We start from the raw sequence: 17,242 nt of genomic DNA, 5'->3' as shown, positions 1-17,242 counted from the left end.
CCCCTTTAGGCGCGTGTCGCGCGGTTTTGAATTCCCAGTTTATCTCTCACGCCCCGACGATGGCGATCGCCCGGCGCAAATTCTGATCGGCGCGCTCGAGCGCGTCCTCGGCATGGGCGACGTCCCTCGCTCCGGATGCGAGCAGGATCGCCAGCTTGACCGACCCGGCGGCAAGGCCGAGAAGCCTGTCCGCCTCGGCGGCGCCGATGCCGGTTATGTCCGAGACGATGCGGATCGCCCGGCCGCGCAGCTTGATGTTGTCGGCACGCAGATTGACCATGTGACCATCGAGCACGTGGCCGAGATGGATGCCGACCATGGTCGAGAGCATGTTGAAAGCGATCTTCTGAGCCGTCCCGGCGCCCATGCGGGTCGAGCCGGACACGACTTCCGGAGGCGTCTCCAGGAGGATGGAGACGTCGGCGTTCAGAAGGAGCGGTGCGCCGGCATTGTTGGCCACGCCGATGACGCGGGCGCCGCGTTGCCCGGCCTCGTCGGCAGCGGCGATCGCATAGGGCGTGGAACCGCTGGCAGAAACCGAAATGAGGCAGTCGCCCGCCCCGATTCCGGCGTTGCGCACATCGGCGCGCGCGAGCTCCATGTCGTCCTCATAGCCGCCGGCAAGATCGGTGAGGCTTTCGGCGCCGCCGGCAATGAGAATGACGATCTGCTCCCGAGCTATGCCGTAGGTGCCCGGCAGCTCGAGCGCGTCCGCCAACGCCATCAACCCGGAGCTTCCTGCGCCGGCATAGGCAAGCCGGCCGCCCGAGGCAAGGCTGTCCGCCGCAAGGCGGGCCGCGGCGGAAATCGGCTTGATCGCCTGTTCCACCGACCTTGCCGCCTCCTGCTGACCGGCTGCGAGCAAACGAAGGGCCAGCTCCGGACGCATGACGTCCAGGCCCTTGGCATTGTCGCGGCGTTCTTCGGTCTTGGCTGGCGGCATGGCATCGTCCTCCTCTTCTGGAATTAATGCCAAAAAAATACCACTTGTCTAGGAGAAATTTAACTTTTACCGCAAGAAACCACTGAAAAAAGAAATAAATCCATAGTTTTCAAAGAAGTAAGCTGGGGAATGATCTGTAGTCAGAAATCTCGCTTGGTTAATGGTATTTTTTTGGTATCTTGTGGTGACGGAGGTGCCCATGGCGTTTTACCTGATCGGAATTGATGGCGGCGGAACGAGCTGCCGCGCGGCTGTGGCAGCCCTCGACGGCCGCATTCTCGGCCGCGGCAAGGCGGGCGCCGCGAACATCCTTACCGATCCGGAAACGGCGCTGCAGAACATAACCGATGCGGCGCGCAACGCTTTCGGGGATGCGGGCCTCGACCAGGCCGCAATTGCGGCATCGCGCGCCATCGTCGGCGTCGCCGGCCACAATGTGGGCGATGCCGTTCATTACGTGAAGAGGCGGCTTCCCTTCGCTCAGGCCGATATCGAGTCCGACGGGCTGATCGCGCTGCAGGGCGCTCTCGGCGACGGGGACGGGGCCGTCGCGATACTCGGGACGGGCACGATCTATATCGCGCGCCGGGGCGATGAGATCAGCTATGTCGGCGGCTGGGGCTTCACCATCGGAGATCACGGCAGCGGCGCACGCATCGGTCACGCGCTGCTGCAGGAGACCCTGCTCGCCTATGACGGCATACATGAAGGCTCGCGCGTGACCGATGCCGTACTTGCCGAGTTCAACCACGACCCGCGCGACATCGTCGACTTCGCACGCCTCGCCAAACCCGGCGAGTTCGGCCGCTATGCGCCGCGCGTCTTCGAATATGCCGAGCGCGGCGACCCTGTGGCAGTCAGCCTGTTGGAGGCTGCCGCCGCGACGGTGGACGAGGCCCTCGACGTGGTGGTTTCGAGGGGAAGCGAGAAGCTGTGCCTGCTCGGAGGATTGGCGCCGCTTTATCGCCGCTGGCTCGCCGACCGGCATCAGCCGCGCTTCGTCGAGGCGCAGGCCGATGCTTTGACCGGCGCCGTCGCGCTGGCGGCGGCCCGTTTCGGCTCCCATTCCGGGGTATCGGCATGAACCAGCAGCTCGCCGCCATTCTGCCGCTCGAAACCCTGCAGTCGGGGGGCGCCGGCCCGCTCTATCTGAAGCTCAGACAATCGCTCGAAGAGGCAATCCTGTCGGGCAAGCTCAATCACGGAGATGCGCTGCCGCCGGAGCGGGATCTTGCGGATTACGCCAATGTCAGCCGAGTCACGGTCCGCAAAGCCGTCGACGATCTCGTGCGTGACGGGCTCCTCGTGCGCCGCCACGGTTCCGGGACCTTCGTCGTCCGGCCGGTTTCGCGCGTCGAGCAGTCGCTCTCGCGCCTGACCTCCTTCACCGAGGACATGGCCCGGCGCGGCCTCAACACGCGTGCGGAATGGCTGGAGCGCGGTCTCTTCCATCCCTCGCCGGACGAGATGATGACCCTCGGGCTCGCGGCCGACGCGCTGGTGGCGCGCCTTGGGCGGCTCCGTATTGCCGACGACATGCCGCTTGCGATCGAACGCGCCTGCGTTTCGGCGGAATTCGTTCCCGATCCGCTCGCCGTCGCCTCCTCGCTCTATTCAGAGCTCGAGAAGAAACAGGCCCGGCCGGTGCGCGCGGTGCAGCGGATCTCCGCCTGCAATATCAAGGAACCGGACGCGGCCATGCTCGGCGTCGCGGTCGGCGCCGCCGGTCTTTCGATCGAGCGCGTCTCCTATCTTGCTTCGGGGCGTGTGGTCGAATTCACACGGTCGCTCTACCGCGGCGATGCCTATGATTTCGTCGCGGAGCTGACGATCCCGGAAAACTGAGCCGGCGTGGCCGGACGAGGGAAGGGCGGGACCAAAAGTGTAAAGCGGTTTTCCGCCCGCATCCCGCCTGTTTGATGAAAGGACATGACGATGCAGACCAACATGCGGCGAGAAATCGACGAGATTCCCGAGGCCGCAGCCCGGTTGCTGGAGCGCTCGGCCACGGAGCTGGCGCAAGCAGGCGCGGCGCTGCGCGACAAGGATCCGGCCTTTCTGGTAACGATCGCCAGAGGCTCTTCCGACCATGCCGCGCTGTTCTTGAAATACGCGATCGAGCTCACGATCGGTCGTCCGGTCGCCTCGCTCGGACCATCGCTGGCGTCGATATACGGTGCCGATCTGAAACTCGGCGGTGCGGCGGCGATTGCGATCTCGCAGTCCGGCAAGAGCCCGGACATCGTGGCCATGGCCGAAGCCGCGACACGCGCCGGCGCCGTTTCGATCGCGCTGACGAACACGCTGCCGTCGCCGACCGCCGAGGCCTGCACCCACCCGCTCGACATTCTCGCCGGGCCCGAAATTGCCGTTGCGGCGACCAAGTCCTATGTCAACTCGATCGTCGCCGGTCTTGCCGTGCTCGGCGAGTGGACCGGCGACGCGACGCTCAAGCATGCGGTCGCCGATCTGCCGAACCAGCTTGCCAAGGCCGTGAAGCTCGATTGGCAGGACTTTGCCGACGACCTTGCAGAAGCGGAATCGCTCTATGTGCTGGGCCGCGGTCCGGCGTTGGCCATCGCCAGCGAAGCGGCGCTGAAGTTCAAGGAGACGTCCGGCATGCATGCCGAGGCCTATTCCGCGGCAGAGGTGCTGCACGGACCGGTGGCACTGGTCGGGCCCCGGTTCCCGGTGCTTGTGCTGGCCGCCCGCGATGCTGCCGAGGCCTCGGTTGCCGATATCGCGGACGGCATGAGCGCCAAGGGCGCGGTGGTGCACGTGACCTCGGCACGGGCGAGCAAGGCAAAGCGCCTGCCCTTCGTCGAGACCGGGCACCCGCTCACGGACGCCTTGGCACTGATCCTGCCGTTCTATGGCTTCGTCGAGGCCTGGTCCCGCTCTCGCGGTCTCAATCCCGACGCACCGGAGAATCTCAAGAAGGTGACGGAGACACGATGACTGCGAAGAAGACGATCAGCGGAGCGCGGATTTTCGACGGCATCGACTGGCACGACGGGGCAGCCCTCGTGATCGAGGCGGGACACGTCAAGGCGATTGCGCCGGCGGGAAGCGTCCCCGCCGGCGGCGAGACCGTCGACGCGCGTGGCCTGCTTCTCGTGCCCGGTTTCATCGATCTGCAGGTGAATGGCGGCGGCGGCGCGCTTCTGAACGAAGGGCCGACCCTCGAAAGCATCCGGCAGATCTGCGCGGCGCATGCGAAATTCGGCACGACGGCGCTGCTGCCGACCCTGATCACCGACACGCGCGCGGTCAGGACCGCGGCCATTGCCGCAGGCGTCGAGGCGAAAGCCGCGGCGGTTCCGGGCTTCCTCGGGCTGCATCTCGAAGGCCCGCATCTGTCCGTCGCGCGCAAGGGGGCTCACGATCCGGCGCTGATCCGCCCGATGGGCGATGACGATCTTGCCGAGATACTCGCTTGCGCAAAGGCGCTCGGCCGTCTGATGCTCACCGTGGCCCCGGAAAACGCCACCAGGGAGCAGGTGCGGGCGCTGGCCGATGCCGGCGTCGTGGTGAGCCTCGGCCATACCGACGTGGATTACGATACCGCCTGCGCCTATGCCAAAGCGGGTGCCCGGACCGTCACGCATCTCTTCAACGCCATGAGCGGGCTCGGCCATCGCGAGCCCGGCGTGGTCGGCGCGGCGCTTTCGACCGGCACGCTCCACGCCGGCATGATCGCCGATGGTTTTCACGTTCACCCGGCGTCGATGGGCATCGCGCTGCGCGGCAAGAAAGGGCCGGGTCAGATTTTCCTGGTCACCGACGCCATGTCGCCGATCGGCACCGACCAGACGAGTTTCTTCCTGAACGGACGGGAAATCCTGCGCCGGGGCGGGCGCCTGACGCTTGCCGACGGCACGCTTGCCGGCGCCGATATCGACATGCTGTCGTCGGTCCGCTTCGTCCACCAAAGGCTTGGTCTGCCGATCGAAGAGGCCGTTCGCATGGCCTCCGCCTATCCCGCCGACGCCATGGGAATCGCCTCGCACAAGGGCCGGCTCCTGCCTGGTACGGATGCGGACTTCGTGCTGCTCACGCCGGAACTCGCAATGAAATCGACCTGGATCGCCGGGGAGGCGGTTTTCGCGGCTTGAGGCAGCTTGGCGGCGCGATACACGGCAAGATTGTTCCTCTCCCCGCAGGCGGGGAGAGGGTACTTGCCCTATGAAACATGGGCGGTTGTGGCTGGGCAGGCAGTCTCCGCTCGTCCCTTCGCCCCGCCTGCGGGGAGAAGGTGGCCGGCGGGCCGGATGAGGGGCGGACGCCGGAAGGAGCCTCACAACTTACGCTTGAATCTTCGCCCCTATGGCATCGAGCCGCGCCCGCATCGCCCTGATCGTTGCTGCGTCCGTGCGGCGACGCTCAGGCGCGGCGAATCCCATCTCGACGAGGCGCATGTCTTTAGCCGGCTCAGCAACAGAACAGGACGAATGAACCTCGGCGACAGCAAGCCTCGGCACGATCGCTCCGACTGTGTCGATGGTGATGCCCGATCCGGGCATGATCGAGAGCCGTCCCGCCGCCAGTTCGATCAGTCTTTCCAGCGTATCGGCCGCTTCCGGTGCCGTTCTCGCGCCGCCCGAGGTCAGGATGCGTTCGAAGCCGAGATCGGCGGCGATCTCCACCGCCTCGGCGAAATCCGGCACCAGATCGAAGGCGCGGTGCAAGGTGAGCCCCAAACCTGACGCATGGCCGGCGAGTTTCGTCAGCATGCGCGCGTCCAGGCGGCCGTCGGCGAGCGATGCGCCGAGAACCACGCCGGCGAGCCCGGCATGCCGCGCGGCATCGATGTCGTGTCGCATGACCTCGAGGTCGGCCCTGTCATAGATGAAATCGCCCGCCCGCGGCCGGATCATCGCATAGACGGGCACCGGCGGTGGAGCGGCGGCGGCCATCAGGCCGGGGCTGGGTGTCAGCCCTCCCGCCCCAAGCGCCGAACAAAGTTCGATGCGGTCGGCGCCCCCGGCAACGGCGGCCTCCAGACCATCGGGATCGTCGACGCAGACCTCCAGCAATATGCGGCTCATGCCGATCTCCCTGCGAAGCCGAGCAAGGCGGCGCCGATCAGGCCGGGCTCCACCCGGCACTCGCCACGCACGACGAGCGGCCGGTCGAAACGCCTGAGGATGCGCGCCCGCACCGCCCGGTCGATCTCGGTGAGCAGCGCTTCGGCATTGGAAAGACCGCCGCCCACCGGCACGATCGTCGCCCCGGTGATGTTGATCACGAGCGCCAGCGGCGAACTCACCAGATCGACGAAGACGTCGATCGTGCGCGCCGCCTCGGCATTTCCGTTCTGCCAGCCTTCGATAATGTCGTGACTGGAGAGCGACTTGCCGTGGACCGTCTCGTGGAGTCTTTCCAGCCCGCGTGCACCGCCGACCGTATCGACGCAACGGCTCTGGCCGCAGCCGCAGGGAAAGGCCGGTATGGCAATGGGCGGGTGTCCGGCCGCGGCCGCGACGGCGGGGCCGTGACCCCACTCGCCGGCAAAGCCGCCATCGGCATTGATCAGCCGGCCGTCGATCACCAGCCCGCCGCCGACCCCGGTGCCGAGGATGGCACCGAAGACGATGCGATGGCCGCGCCCGGCGCCGACACCGGCCTCGGCAAGGGCGAAACAATCGGCATCGTTGGCGATCACCACCGGCAGGTGCAGCGCCGCTTCGAGTTCGGCGACGAGCTCACGCCCGTCGATGCAGGGAATGTTGGCGCATTTGATCCGGCGCGTCTCCGGATCGATCACCCCGGTGATCGAGATCGCCACCCTTTCGGGCAGGCCGCCCGCTTCGTCGAGCACGGATTCCATCGCCTCGACGAAGCGGCGGAAATCCGTGAGCGGCGTCGCGCGTCGGGGCAGCGGGAATATCCGCTCCGGCGAATGGGTGATCGCGCCCTTGATCGCCGAGCCGCCGATGTCGAAACAGACGATCATGCATCGCCCCGGATGGACGCCTCGGCGGCGAGTGCTGCGGAAAGCAGGCGGTCGTCCTGGTGATGAGGCGCCGAAAGCTGGAAGCCGACCGGCATGCCAGCCGCACCCGTGCCGCAGGGAAGAGAGACGCCGCAGAAATCCAGGAAGTTGCCGATCGATGTATTGCGCAGCGTCCTGGCATTGACCTTGAAGAAGAGATCGTCGTCGGCAAGAAGCGGATCGAGCGGCGGCGCCACATGCGGCAGGGTCGGATGCGCAATGAGCTCGCCGGCCCTGATGCTCTCGCCCGCTTCATGGATCAGCCGCTCGCGGGCGTCGAGGATGGCGATGTAATCGCTGACGGTGATCTTCTCGCCGAGGCGGCTACGGGCGACGACGCGCGGGTCCATGCGCTCCGCCTCCGGCCCTGCCAAGCGTTCCCGGTGCAGCGCGTAGGCCTCTGCCGTCACAAGAGCGCCGTGGCGGGCGGTAAGCTCGAAAATTTCCGCAAAGCTCGGGAAGGCCTGCCGGCGGACCTTCGCGCCCGCCGCTTCGAGGCGCTTGATCGCTTCCTCGAATGCGGTCACGACTTCCGGTTCGGCATCGTCGAAGACGATCGTCTCGGGAACGACGATTGAAAGATCGGCGATTTCGGCGCGGCGGATCACCGGCGCGGTCAGTCCATGCATGGCGGCGTCGGCCCAGACTGCATCCTGCACCGTCTGGCAAAGAGGGCCGAGCGAATCGAGGCTTTGCGCGAGCGGGAAGACGCCCTTCATCGCGTAACGGCCGCGTGTCGCCTTGTAGCCGACGATGCCGGTCATTGCCGCCGGGATACGGATCGAGCCGCCGGTGTCGGTGCCGATCGCCAGCGGTACGAGGCCGGCGGCGACCGCAGCGGCGGAGCCGGAGGAGGAGCCGCCGGGAATGCGATGGACATCCGCGGACCTCGGATTGCGCGGCGTGCCGTAATGCGGATTGATGCCGAGCCCGGAGAAGGCGAATTCGCTCATATTGGTCCGCCCGACGCTGACCATGCCGGCGCTGCCGATGTTCGCGACCACCGTTGCGTCGGCCGCGGCCGGCGGCCCTCCAGCGAGAATGACGGAACCTGCGGTCGTGACACCGCCGGCAAGATCGAAGAGGTCCTTCCAGGCGACGGGCAGGCCGTCGAGCAGCCCGAGGGAGCGGCCGGTCTTGATGCGCTCGGAAGCCGCCTTCGCTTCGCGCGCCGCACGCTCCTGCGTGAGCGCGACGAAGATCGATCGGTCGGGGTGGTTTTCGATCCGCGTCAGGGTTTCCGCGACAAGTGCGACGGGATCGAGCTTGCCGGACTGCGCGAGCACGGCGAGGCTCGCAAGTGTTCGTTGGTTGATCATGGTACCTTTTCCCGCTGGCGTTCCAGCGCTCGGATACGACTTTCCTTCCCCTGGATCACGATGTTTTTAGGTCGGGAGACCTGAAAACATGAGCGTGATCGTTTCCAGGAGGTTGAGACGCGGGATCCGGGCGGAAAACCGCACACACTTTTCCTCGTCCCGCTCCAGCATATCGCATTCGTTCGACGCACACGACAATGCCCTCCTCGTTATTCCGATAGAGCAGGCGGGGTGCTTCTGCGATGGTAAAGCAACCGGCGACTTGGGGGCTGTCGCCACAAAAGGAAACAGCAGCAGGCCCGAAAACCGCCTCCGGCCGGCTTGCCCCTGCCGGCCGCTCTGCCTACATGCCTTCCGGTTGCACTTATCGGCCAGGGAGACGGTCATGATTCTCGATGCGGCGCGCCTTGCCTTCGCCAATCTTTTCGCGACGGAGACCCGCACGGTCTTCTGGAAGGTCATCGGGCTGACGCTGCTGGCGCTCGTCGCGCTCTGGTTCGCGCTGCGCGAGCTCTTCGTCTGGCTTGCCCTGCCCTGGATCGATGCGCTGATGCCGGGCACACCCGACTGGGCGGGGTGGCTCACTTTCGTCGTCGGGATCTTTGCGAGCCTGGGACTCGCGCTCGCTCTGGCGCTGCTGCTGGCGCCGGTGACGGCGCTGATTGCCGGCTTCTTCCTCGACGATGTCGCCGAGGTGGTCGAGAAACGGGACTATCCCGGCGAGGCGCCCGGCACGCCGTTGCCTCTCGCCGAGGCTATCACCGGTTCGGCGAAATTCCTCGGCGTCGTCATTCTCGGCAACATCGTCGCGCTCTTCCTCCTGCTGGTGCCGGGCGTCAATCTTATCGCCTTCTTCCTCGTCAACGGCTACCTGCTCGGTCGGGAGTTCTTCGAGTTCGCCGCCATGCGCCATCGTCCGCCCGCGGAGGCGCGGCTCTTCCGTGCCAAACATCGCTCGACCGTATTCCTCGCCGGCCTCGTGCTGGCGGCCTTCCTAGCCGTGCCTCTGCTCAACCTGCTGACGCCGCTCTTTGCTGCCGGCATGATGGTGCACCTGCACAAGATGCTCTCGGCGCGGGACACCGGATTTGCGGGCACGACCGCGGCTGCGAGAAGCTGATCGCACCGCGCTCCCTTGACACCCGGCCGCGCGCCGACATTCTGCGCCCGACTTTGAATCCGACCGACGGAGAAGCATGATGCGCGAAGCAGAAGAGCGGATCACCCGGCTCGAAGAGACGGTGGCTCATCAATTGAAGACCATCGAGGAGCTTTCGGACCAACTGGCGGAGCAATGGAAGGTGGTCGAGCAGACGCGCGCCAAGCTCGATCGTCTGACGGAACGGTTCCTGAGCCTCGAAGAACAGGCGCAAGATGCGACTCCGGTGACGCGCCCGCCGCATTATTGATGCCTCTTGATCCGACAAAAAAAGCCTCCGGTCGGCTGAACCGGAGGCTTTTGAATAAGGTCAGATGTGCGACGATCAGTACGGGCAGGTCTCGTCGGTCATATAGTCGTGAACCTGGACCTTGCCGGCGATGATGTCGGCCTTCACCTTCTCGACCGCTTCCTTCATTTCCGGCGTGATCAGCGCCTGATTGTGCTCGTCGAGCGCGTAGCCGACTCCGTCTTCCTTGAGACCGAGGTTGGAGATGCCGAATTCGAACTTGTCGTCCTTCGCGGCCATGAAGGAGTCGTAGACGGCGACGTCGACGCGCTTCAGCATGGATGTCAGCACCTTGCCCGGCTGCAGCATGTTCTGGTTGGAATCGACACCGATTCCGAGCTTGCCCGCATCCGCTGCCGCCTGCAGCACGCCCACGCCGGTGCCGCCGGCAGCATGATAGACGACGTCGGAGCCCTGATCGATCTGCGACTTGGCGATCTCGCCGCCCTTTACCGGGTCGTTCCATGCATCGGGCGTGGTGCCGGTGTAAGCCTCGAGCACCTTTACGTCCTCACCGGTCGACTTGGCGCCGCCGACATAGCCGCAGGCGAATTTGTGGATCAGCGGGATGTCCATGCCGCCGACGAAGCTGACCGTCTTGGTCTTGGAAGCGAGGCCGGCAAGAACGCCGACGAGATATGAGCCTTCCTGCTCCTTGAAGACGATCGATTTGACGTTGGGTTTTTCGACAACCATGTCGATGATCGCGAACTTGGTGTCCGGATATTCGCCGGCGAGCTTCTCGAGCGACGCGGCCCAGTTGAAGCCGGCCATGACGATCGGGCTGTTGCCGTCGCTGGCGAAGCGGCGCAGCGCCTGTTCGCGCTGGGCGTCGTTGGCGATCTCGAACTCGCGATATTCGATGCCGGTTTCGGCCTTGAACTTTTCGGCTCCGTTGAAGGCCGCTTCGTTGAAGGATTTGTCGAACTTTCCGCCGAGGTCGTAGATGATCGCCGGCTTGATGTCGGCGGCCAATGCCGTCGCGGACATCATCGAGAATGCAAGGAGACCGAGAATGGTTTTTTTCATTGTAAAGCCCTGTTGTCGCTATTGATCTTTTCGGGTCTTCCGCCGGTCCCGAACGGGGCCCCCACCGCGGAACCCGCCCCTCTCTTTAAGGCTTGGGTGGGCGCATCCTTGCACGGCTTCGGCAAAAAAACATCCAAATTTTTTCGGATGGTAAAAAAGCGATCCGGCCGCCGAACTGGGCGGCGGAGGCGGCTCACGGCGCAAAAAAGGGGTGCGGACATATATCCGCACCCCGTTCGATCCTCCGCATGTCGAGAGCGTCGCTTCGACGCGCCGCGGAACGGTCAGGCGCCGATCGGGCAGCTGACGCCGGTGCCGCGCAATCCGCAATAGCCGTCCGGATTCTTGGCGAGATATTGCTGGTGATAGTCTTCGGCGAAGTAGAAAGGTCCCGCCTTCGCGATTTCGGTGGTGATCTCGCGATCATGCTTGCCGACCCGCAGCGCCTTCTGGAAGGCGTTGCGCGCAGCATTCGCCTCGGCGAGCTGCTCCTCGTCATAGACGTAGATCGCCGAGCGGTAGGTGGTGCCGACGTCGTTGCCCTGGCGCATGCCCTGGGTGGGGTCGTGCTCCTCGAAGAATGTCTTCAGCAGGCGCTGAAGCGAGACCTTGGCCGGATCGTAGACCACCAGCACCACCTCCGTGTGGCCGGTCAGCCCCGTCGTCGTCTCCTGATAGGTCGGATTGGGCGTGAGCCCGCCGGAGTAGCCGGCAGCCGTCACGTAGACGCCGGGGATCTCCCACAGGAGACGCTCGGCGCCCCAGAAGCAGCCCATACCGAAGAGGATCTTCTTCATGCCCTCCGGATAAGGGCCCTTGAGCGGCCGTCCGGACACGAAATGCGTCGTCGCGGTCGGGATCTCCTCCTCTCGGCCGGGCAGCGCCGTTGCAGCATCGGGCAGGATGGTCTTCTTGTTGAACATGTCGATCAGAAACATCTGAGGCTCCTTTCGTCAGCGCTCGTGGGAGCAAGCCGTGCGGCTCCGGCGCTCAGGCGGCAAAGCGCCCGGCAGCGGGTTTCTTCCTGTATCCGGCCATCCACAGGAGGAGGGCGAGGGCGAGGAATACGGCAAAGGCGGGCTGCGCCAGAATCCAGTGCAGCGCCCTGAGCCACATTGCAGGCCCGGCACCGGTCCGCTGCAGCGACTGAATCCAGTTCAGCTGGTCGGACCCGATCGCCGCTATGCCGTCGGCAAGCGAAGTGATGACCGGCTCCGACGCCGCTACCGACTGAATGGAATCGATCGTCCCTGCAAAGACCGCAGCCATCAGCGCCAGAAAGCTCGCAAACCGAAGCAGCAACCGCATCCGCTCCCCCCTTTCGGCTCGTCCTGCGCAAGAGATAGGCGCAAGGGCGGGCAAGCGCAATGGCGGGTCATCCGCAGCAGCTTTCACGGCCTGTCAATAATATGTCAGAAACCAGTTGATCCCGCGCGCATCATCGGTATATATCGCGCCCGTCTCCCGGTTTCACCGGTGACGCGGAAAAGCTTCGCTTTTCCCCATCCAGCCGGATCGACCGCCGGCTGCAGAAGGATGGACAGGTGGCCGAGTGGTTGAAGGCGCACGCCTGGAACGCGTGTATACGTGAAAGCGTATCGAGGGTTCGAATCCCTCTCTGTCCGCCATCAGCCGCCGATTGTCCTCTACAGCGCGATATTGCCGTCGGTCACCGCCGTTTCTCGATAAAGCCTGACATCTCAGCGTCTACAGCAATGAATAATCTTGTGGATCACTCGGTATCGTCCGCGTTGCCGGCGACGGACCATTTAGTGACAGTATCGGCGGCGCTTCCGCCACTGAAAGCGGACAAATACTACCAAGAACCTTTTGCGTGGGCCTACCGATGATGGTGTCGACCCTTATTTAAGAGCGCTTATCTTAGCTCACCCGCTATTTAAGTCAAAAGCTGATTGCTTAAATAACGCCGCGTTCGCATAATGCGACATGTCCGAATCAGCATCCAACCTCCGACTAGGCCGCTTTGTCGAAACCCCCGTTGCGGGGGAAATCGTGCGCGCCTTCGTACCGCCCTCACTACCTCCAGAACCGGCTATTGACGTGCTGGCCCTCCTGGAGCGGCTAAGTTTGGCCGAACGCGCCTTGGGGCGTCTGGACGGCATCACCGTGCTGCTGCCACGTCAAGAGCTGTTCCTTTATATGTATGTGAGGAAAGAAGCCGTGCTCTCGTCCCAGATCGAGGGCACGCAATCAACCCTTTCGGACCTGCTCCGCTTCGAAACTGAGGCGCAAGCCGGCCAGCCGATCGACGACATCCGCGAAGTCTCGAACTATGTCGATGCGATGATGTATGGGCTGGAGCGGCTGGAAGACCTGCCGCTATCGCTGCGTCTGATCCGCGAGATGCACCAACGGCTGCTACAGAGCGGGCGTGGCGGCACGAAAAATCCCGGCCAGTTTCGGCGGTCTCAGAACTGGATCGGCGGCTCACGCCCAGGCAACGCGCTGTTCGTGCCGCCGCCGCCGACCGAGATGGATGCTTGTCTCGATGCGCTTGAGCGCTTCATGCACGAGGACGGCTCGCGCCTGCCCGCCCTCATCAAGGCTGGGCTGCTGCATGTCCAATTCGAGACCATCCACCCGTTCCTGGATGGAAACGGCAGGATCGGTCGCTTGTTGGTGACGCTGTACCTGTGCGTCAACGGTGTGCTGCGCAAGCCGCTGCTCTATCTGAGCCTCTACCTTAAAACGCATCGCGCCGACTATTACCGCCTGCTTCAGGAGGTGCGCGAGCACGGGGCATGGGAAGCCTGGCTCGATTTCTTCCTTGCCGGTGTTGCGGATACGGCCAATCAGGCATTCGAAGCCGCCACCCGGATTGTCGATCTGTTCAAGGAAGACCGCGAGCGGATTACGACAGAAAGCGACCGGGCAGGCTCCGCGCTGCGTATCCATGATTTGTTTCAGCAAAACCCGTTCCTGACGGCCAACCAACTCGTTCAGCAAACAGGTCTCTCTGCCCCGACGGTCAATGCGGCGCTCGCCGATCTGGAACGGTTCGGCATCGTTGAAGAAATCACCGGACGCAAACGGGGGCGCGTGTTCAGTTACCGGCGATATCTCGCCATCTTGAGCGAGGGAACCGACCCGCTCCCCACGACGGCTTAAAAGGGGGAGTCCGTGCCGATAAAAACTATATCCGCCGCACAATTCGCGACCGCGTTCGATCTCAGGCCAAACCTCGTGGCATGGTTCCTCGGTGCTGGTGCATCGGCCGCCTCCGGCATTCCTACCGGCTATGCCATGATCCGCGATTTCAAGGCGCAAATCTTTTGCCGCGAGACAAACCTGTCAAAGCGGGAGATCGATACCGCTGATCCGATCTGGATTGACAGGATCGATGCCTTTTTCCGGCAAACGTCATTGTTGCCGCCTGACGGCGACCCTACGGAATATGCCAAGGCCTTTGAAGCGGTCTATCCAGAGGCCCGGCATCGCCGACAGTATATCGACGATGCGATCTCAAAGGGCAGTCCCTGTTTTGGACACAAGATACTTGGCAGTCTGATGGCTGTAGGCAAGGTCGATTGCGTTTTCTCGACGAACTTCGATCCGCTCATCGAGGAGTCGGCGCATTCGGCAAATAAGATTCTGCCAATAGGCGACCAGAACCGCCCGACTGTGGCGGCGATCGATTCCGCCGACCGTGCCATGCGGTGCCTCAATGAATCGGACTGGCCGTTGGTCGCCAAGCTCCACGGTGATTATCAGTCGATCGCGATTAAGAACACGGGATCGGAACTAGAGGAACAGGACGCCCGGATGCGGCATGTGCTGGTGGAATCCGGCAAGCGCTTCGGAATGATCTTCGTCGGCTATAGCGGACGCGACGCTTCGATCATGGAGGCGCTGAACACGGTTCTCGATGCGCCGTCGCCATTTCCGAACGGACTGTACTGGCTCACCTCGTCAGCTTCGCGTTTACTGCCCGCAGTGATCGAATTCCTAGAGCGCGCCGGAGCGGCTGGCGTGGACGTGGCCGTCGTTGAGTGCGCGACCTTCGACGAACTGGCTGCCGATATCATCAAGATAACCGATTTACCCAAGCCGCTTCTTGATCGGGTGATGGAAGGGCGACCTACGCCGCGCCTCGTACCCGTTCAGATTCCAAATGCCAAAGCCCGCGCATTCCCGGTGCTGCGCTATTCGGCAATTCTGCTCCAATCGATGCCGACCGCGGCTAGGCGCATCAGGTTGAGCCAACCGACAACATCGGCAGAGGTGCGCGAGATCTTCAAGGCGAAGGGATGTCGGGCGACGGCGGCCGCTTTGGCGCGTGAGCTAGCGGTGTTCGGGCGGGACCAAGAAATCCTGGATGCCTTGGATCCGCTCGGCCCATCGCTCGCTGGAACGATCGACCTAGATCCGGTCGCCGATAGCTGGGCGATGGGATTGCTCTACGACACGCTTGTGCGATCTCTCGCCCGACAGCGCCCGCTCATCCCACGTTACAGGCGTTCGGGCCATTCGCTCGTCGTTGCAACACCGCGCGACGGCGATGATCCTGATCGAACGCGGCGTCAGCAACAAACCCTATCCCGGCTGCGCGATGCCTACGGCACCAGTCTGTTTGGCACAGTGCCCAAGCTTGGCTTCCCGTTTCAGGAGGGTGTCCACCTCAAGCTGGAACAGGTCGATGGAAAGTGGTGGTGCGGCTTCGAGCCTTACACGTTCGTCCAGTTGCCCCGACAAGACACTCCACAAACGGAAGGTGCGGAGGATCTGGTCGCGCAAGAAGCGGCGGCCGAAGTGGGCATGCAAGCCGAGCGACGAGGTGATCCTGCCGGTGACTGGCGCCGCGAACGATGGGCTCCGCGCTATAATAGGAATTGGGCCAGCATTATTGGGGCTTGGGCCCAGCTTCTGACCGAGACGGGCGGCACGCTTCGAAGCGCTTTCGGACTCGAAGATGGCACTGGCATTGATGCCGTGTTCAAGGTGTCACCCGTCACAGGGTTTAGCCGGCCGTCGCATCACCATACCTACTTCGACAGGAGCAAATAATGGCGAACCCAGCCCTCACCGAGCTGCCGCCATTCACGCTCTTGGATGAGCCGGAACTGTCGTTTTCGCCATCCGACGCCACCCAGGTAGATGTCCATCCATTGCGCGGCCTCCTGAACTTCGGGCCGTATTCGAAAGGATCGTTTAGCGGATACACTCCCCGCATTCGAATCGCGACGGTTGGCCCGGAGAGCGCCTTCCATCGTCGTGGCGATCTGATGAAGCTGTTGCGCGGCGTGCATCGGCCTTCCGACCGATCAGAATATGTGCCGGAATATCCCGGTTTTGAGCGCCTGTTCCGCGTGTCGCTCGATCCCGCGCCAGCGAGTGCGCACATCAAGTGGCCTGAACACCTCGACCAGTTGCCGGGTGACGGCAACGCGCAGCATCGCCTATACCTTGCGCTGGATGCCGCGCTCCGCCGCCTCGACGCCGTTCGCAACGAGTTCGACGTTGTGCTGGTCCACTTTCCCGACACCTGGGACACGGCGACACGCGGAAAATTCTTTGACGCGCACGACGTGCTCAAGGCTCTGGGCGCCAAGTATAATATTCCAACCCAGGTTCTGAACGATCGCGTCTTCACCTTCAGCTTTAAGGCCTCGCTCGCGTGGCGTCTTTCAACCGCACTGTATGTGAAGGCTGCGGGCACGCCATGGAAGCTCGCGCCGCTGAAGGGTGTGCCGGCGGACACCGCCTACATCGGGTTGGCTTATGCCCTGCGCGGTGACCAACAAGATGCGCATTATGTGACGTGCTGCTCGCAGGTCTTCGACATGGACGGTGGCGGCATGCAGTTCGTCGCGTTCGAGGCGCGAGACCCGGTGGTCGACGTGGCCGAAGCCCGCCGGAACCCCTTTCTAAGTCGCGACGACATGCGCGCGGTCCTCGCCCGTAGCCTGGAACTCTATCAGGGGCGCAATGGCGGCAACCTACCAAAACGCATGGTCATTCACAAAACGACCGCGTTCAAGGAAGCTGAAATCGAGGGCGCGTTCGATGCGCTTACCGGCGTAGCGGAAATAGAGTGCGTCGAGGTCAGTTCGGCGTCGTGCTGGCGCGGCGTCTGGCTCATCAAGTCGGGACTAGAGAAGCCGCCGTCAAAACCGTCGGGGTTTCCCGTACCGCGCGGGACGATGGTGATCCGAACGGGCAATTCTGCCTTGGTATGGGTGGCGGGCAATGCTCCCGGGGTCTCAACCAAAGGCGATTACTATCAGGGCAAGAAGAGCATCCCCCGACCGCTGCAACTAATCCGTCATGCCGGCAGCGGGCCACTTGAACTCACAGCCCACGAGGCGTTGGCCCTCACGAAGATGGATTGGAACAACGACGCGCTTTACGACCCTGTGCCGGTTAGCATTCGCTATTCGCAGAAACTGGCCCGCACGATAGCGAATGTCCCCGACCTACCTCGGAATGTTTATCCTTATCGGTTGTTCATGTGAGCCCTCCGCGGGTGCCGATCACATGATGCTGTAGG

The 17,242-nt window shown here is 63.6% G+C and carries 16 protein-coding genes and 1 tRNA gene; 10 read left to right on the top strand and 7 right to left on the bottom strand.

Annotation, left to right across the window (positions count from 1 at the left end; all coding sequences use genetic code 11):
* Positions 1-46: 46 nt before the first annotated feature.
* Positions 47-943: an N-acetylmuramic acid 6-phosphate etherase gene (locus AC6CIG_RS13595; RefSeq protein ID WP_437408028.1), complete on the bottom strand. Its 897-nt coding sequence runs from the start codon at positions 941-943 to the stop codon at positions 47-49.
* A gap of 199 nt (positions 944-1,142) precedes the next feature.
* Between AC6CIG_RS13595 and AC6CIG_RS13590 the strand changes: the two genes are divergently transcribed.
* The 4 genes from AC6CIG_RS13590 to nagA all read left to right on the top strand — a co-directional run bounded on the left by AC6CIG_RS13590 (position 1,143) and on the right by nagA (position 5,058).
* Positions 1,143-2,027, top strand: coding sequence for a glucosamine kinase nucleotide-binding domain-containing protein (locus AC6CIG_RS13590; protein WP_437408027.1), 885 nt, complete (start codon positions 1,143-1,145; stop codon positions 2,025-2,027).
* Positions 2,024-2,788 carry a GntR family transcriptional regulator gene (locus AC6CIG_RS13585; RefSeq protein ID WP_018093830.1) on the top strand — a complete coding sequence of 255 codons (765 nt, stop codon included), beginning with the start codon at positions 2,024-2,026 and terminating at the stop codon, positions 2,786-2,788. The genes AC6CIG_RS13590 and AC6CIG_RS13585 overlap by 4 nt, the downstream gene beginning before the upstream one ends.
* 90 nt (positions 2,789-2,878) lie before the next feature.
* A complete protein-coding gene (locus AC6CIG_RS13580) occupies positions 2,879-3,901 on the top strand; it encodes an SIS domain-containing protein (protein ID WP_437408055.1) in 1,023 nt (340 codons plus the stop codon).
* Positions 3,898-5,058 (top strand): N-acetylglucosamine-6-phosphate deacetylase, encoded by a 1,161-nt coding sequence (nagA, locus tag AC6CIG_RS13575; protein WP_437408026.1) that lies wholly within the window; start codon positions 3,898-3,900, stop codon positions 5,056-5,058. The genes AC6CIG_RS13580 and nagA overlap by 4 nt, the downstream gene beginning before the upstream one ends.
* A gap of 189 nt (positions 5,059-5,247) precedes the next feature.
* On the opposite strand, the gene AC6CIG_RS13570 is transcribed toward nagA, so the two are convergent.
* Genes AC6CIG_RS13570 through AC6CIG_RS13560 form a run of 3 tightly spaced genes read right to left on the bottom strand, consistent with a single transcriptional unit; the run spans position 5,248 to position 8,257 of the window.
* Positions 5,248-5,991, bottom strand: coding sequence for a copper homeostasis protein CutC (locus AC6CIG_RS13570; protein ID WP_437408025.1), 744 nt, complete (start codon positions 5,989-5,991; stop codon positions 5,248-5,250).
* A complete protein-coding gene (locus AC6CIG_RS13565) occupies positions 5,988-6,899 on the bottom strand; it encodes an ROK family protein (RefSeq protein ID WP_437408024.1) in 912 nt (303 codons plus the stop codon). The genes AC6CIG_RS13570 and AC6CIG_RS13565 overlap by 4 nt, the downstream gene beginning before the upstream one ends.
* Positions 6,896-8,257, bottom strand: coding sequence for an amidase (locus tag AC6CIG_RS13560; protein ID WP_018093835.1), 1,362 nt, complete (start codon positions 8,255-8,257; stop codon positions 6,896-6,898). The genes AC6CIG_RS13565 and AC6CIG_RS13560 overlap by 4 nt, the downstream gene beginning before the upstream one ends.
* A 385-nt stretch (positions 8,258-8,642) precedes the next feature.
* On the opposite strand from AC6CIG_RS13560, the gene AC6CIG_RS13555 reads away from it, so the two are divergent.
* The gene (locus AC6CIG_RS13555) at positions 8,643-9,377 is read left to right on the top strand and encodes a sulfate transporter family protein (protein WP_437408023.1); all 735 of its coding nucleotides are present in this window, start codon (positions 8,643-8,645) and stop codon (positions 9,375-9,377) included.
* Between the two features lie 76 nt (positions 9,378-9,453).
* Positions 9,454-9,666, top strand: coding sequence for a SlyX family protein (locus AC6CIG_RS13550; RefSeq protein ID WP_033047208.1), 213 nt, complete (start codon positions 9,454-9,456; stop codon positions 9,664-9,666).
* 75 nt (positions 9,667-9,741) lie between these two features.
* Here the strand turns inward: AC6CIG_RS13550 and AC6CIG_RS13545 are convergent, their stop codons facing one another.
* The 3 genes from AC6CIG_RS13545 to AC6CIG_RS13535 form a co-directional block, all read right to left on the bottom strand.
* Complete coding sequence (locus AC6CIG_RS13545; RefSeq protein WP_018093839.1) at positions 9,742-10,734, bottom strand: BMP family lipoprotein; 993 nt, start codon at positions 10,732-10,734, stop codon at positions 9,742-9,744.
* A 284-nt stretch (positions 10,735-11,018) separates the two neighbouring features.
* Complete coding sequence (gene msrA / locus AC6CIG_RS13540) at positions 11,019-11,672, bottom strand: peptide-methionine (S)-S-oxide reductase MsrA (RefSeq protein ID WP_018093840.1); 654 nt, start codon at positions 11,670-11,672, stop codon at positions 11,019-11,021.
* Between the two features lie 52 nt (positions 11,673-11,724).
* Positions 11,725-12,042 (bottom strand): membrane protein, encoded by a 318-nt coding sequence (locus tag AC6CIG_RS13535; RefSeq protein WP_018093841.1) that lies wholly within the window; start codon positions 12,040-12,042, stop codon positions 11,725-11,727.
* A gap of 230 nt (positions 12,043-12,272) precedes the next feature.
* Here AC6CIG_RS13535 and AC6CIG_RS13530 point away from each other — a divergent pair.
* The 4 genes from AC6CIG_RS13530 to AC6CIG_RS13515 all read left to right on the top strand — a co-directional run bounded on the left by AC6CIG_RS13530 (position 12,273) and on the right by AC6CIG_RS13515 (position 17,207).
* A tRNA-Ser gene (locus AC6CIG_RS13530) sits at positions 12,273-12,362 on the top strand.
* A gap of 319 nt (positions 12,363-12,681) precedes the next feature.
* Positions 12,682-13,863, top strand: a complete 1,182-nt coding sequence (locus AC6CIG_RS13525; protein WP_437408022.1) for a Fic family protein — start codon at positions 12,682-12,684, stop codon at positions 13,861-13,863.
* A 12-nt stretch (positions 13,864-13,875) separates the two neighbouring features.
* Positions 13,876-15,759, top strand: coding sequence for an SIR2 family protein (locus AC6CIG_RS13520; RefSeq protein WP_437408021.1), 1,884 nt, complete (start codon positions 13,876-13,878; stop codon positions 15,757-15,759).
* Complete coding sequence (locus AC6CIG_RS13515; RefSeq protein WP_437408020.1) at positions 15,759-17,207, top strand: argonaute/piwi family protein; 1,449 nt, start codon at positions 15,759-15,761, stop codon at positions 17,205-17,207. The genes AC6CIG_RS13520 and AC6CIG_RS13515 overlap by 1 nt, the downstream gene beginning before the upstream one ends.
* Positions 17,208-17,242: the final 35 nt, after the last annotated feature.

This window comes from Sinorhizobium sp. GQ132, from assembly GCF_059758575.1.
Note: the sequence above shows the minus strand (reverse complement) of the source record. Positions and strands in the feature narration are given on the sequence as shown.

Bases quoted from the DNA above. Each gene is read 5' to 3' on its own strand.
- AC6CIG_RS13595 (WP_437408028.1), bottom strand. From the start codon at position 943: ATGCCGCCAGCCAAGACCGAAGAACGCCGCGACAATGCCAAGGGCCTG.
- AC6CIG_RS13545 (WP_018093839.1), bottom strand. From the start codon at position 10,734: ATGAAAAAAACCATTCTCGGTCTCCTTGCATTCTCGATGATGTCCGCG.
- AC6CIG_RS13525 (WP_437408022.1), top strand. From the start codon at position 12,682: ATGTCCGAATCAGCATCCAACCTCCGACTAGGCCGCTTTGTCGAAACC.
- nagA (WP_437408026.1), top strand. From the start codon at position 3,898: ATGACTGCGAAGAAGACGATCAGCGGAGCGCGGATTTTCGACGGCATC.
- AC6CIG_RS13515 (WP_437408020.1), top strand. From the start codon at position 15,759: ATGGCGAACCCAGCCCTCACCGAGCTGCCGCCATTCACGCTCTTGGAT.
- AC6CIG_RS13565 (WP_437408024.1), bottom strand. From the start codon at position 6,899: ATGATCGTCTGTTTCGACATCGGCGGCTCGGCGATCAAGGGCGCGATC.
- msrA (WP_018093840.1), bottom strand. From the start codon at position 11,672: ATGTTTCTGATCGACATGTTCAACAAGAAGACCATCCTGCCCGATGCT.
- AC6CIG_RS13535 (WP_018093841.1), bottom strand. From the start codon at position 12,042: ATGCGGTTGCTGCTTCGGTTTGCGAGCTTTCTGGCGCTGATGGCTGCG.
- AC6CIG_RS13580 (WP_437408055.1), top strand. From the start codon at position 2,879: ATGCAGACCAACATGCGGCGAGAAATCGACGAGATTCCCGAGGCCGCA.
- AC6CIG_RS13585 (WP_018093830.1), top strand. From the start codon at position 2,024: ATGAACCAGCAGCTCGCCGCCATTCTGCCGCTCGAAACCCTGCAGTCG.
- AC6CIG_RS13570 (WP_437408025.1), bottom strand. From the start codon at position 5,991: ATGAGCCGCATATTGCTGGAGGTCTGCGTCGACGATCCCGATGGTCTG.
- AC6CIG_RS13560 (WP_018093835.1), bottom strand. From the start codon at position 8,257: ATGATCAACCAACGAACACTTGCGAGCCTCGCCGTGCTCGCGCAGTCC.
- AC6CIG_RS13590 (WP_437408027.1), top strand. From the start codon at position 1,143: ATGGCGTTTTACCTGATCGGAATTGATGGCGGCGGAACGAGCTGCCGC.
- AC6CIG_RS13550 (WP_033047208.1), top strand. From the start codon at position 9,454: ATGATGCGCGAAGCAGAAGAGCGGATCACCCGGCTCGAAGAGACGGTG.
- AC6CIG_RS13555 (WP_437408023.1), top strand. From the start codon at position 8,643: ATGATTCTCGATGCGGCGCGCCTTGCCTTCGCCAATCTTTTCGCGACG.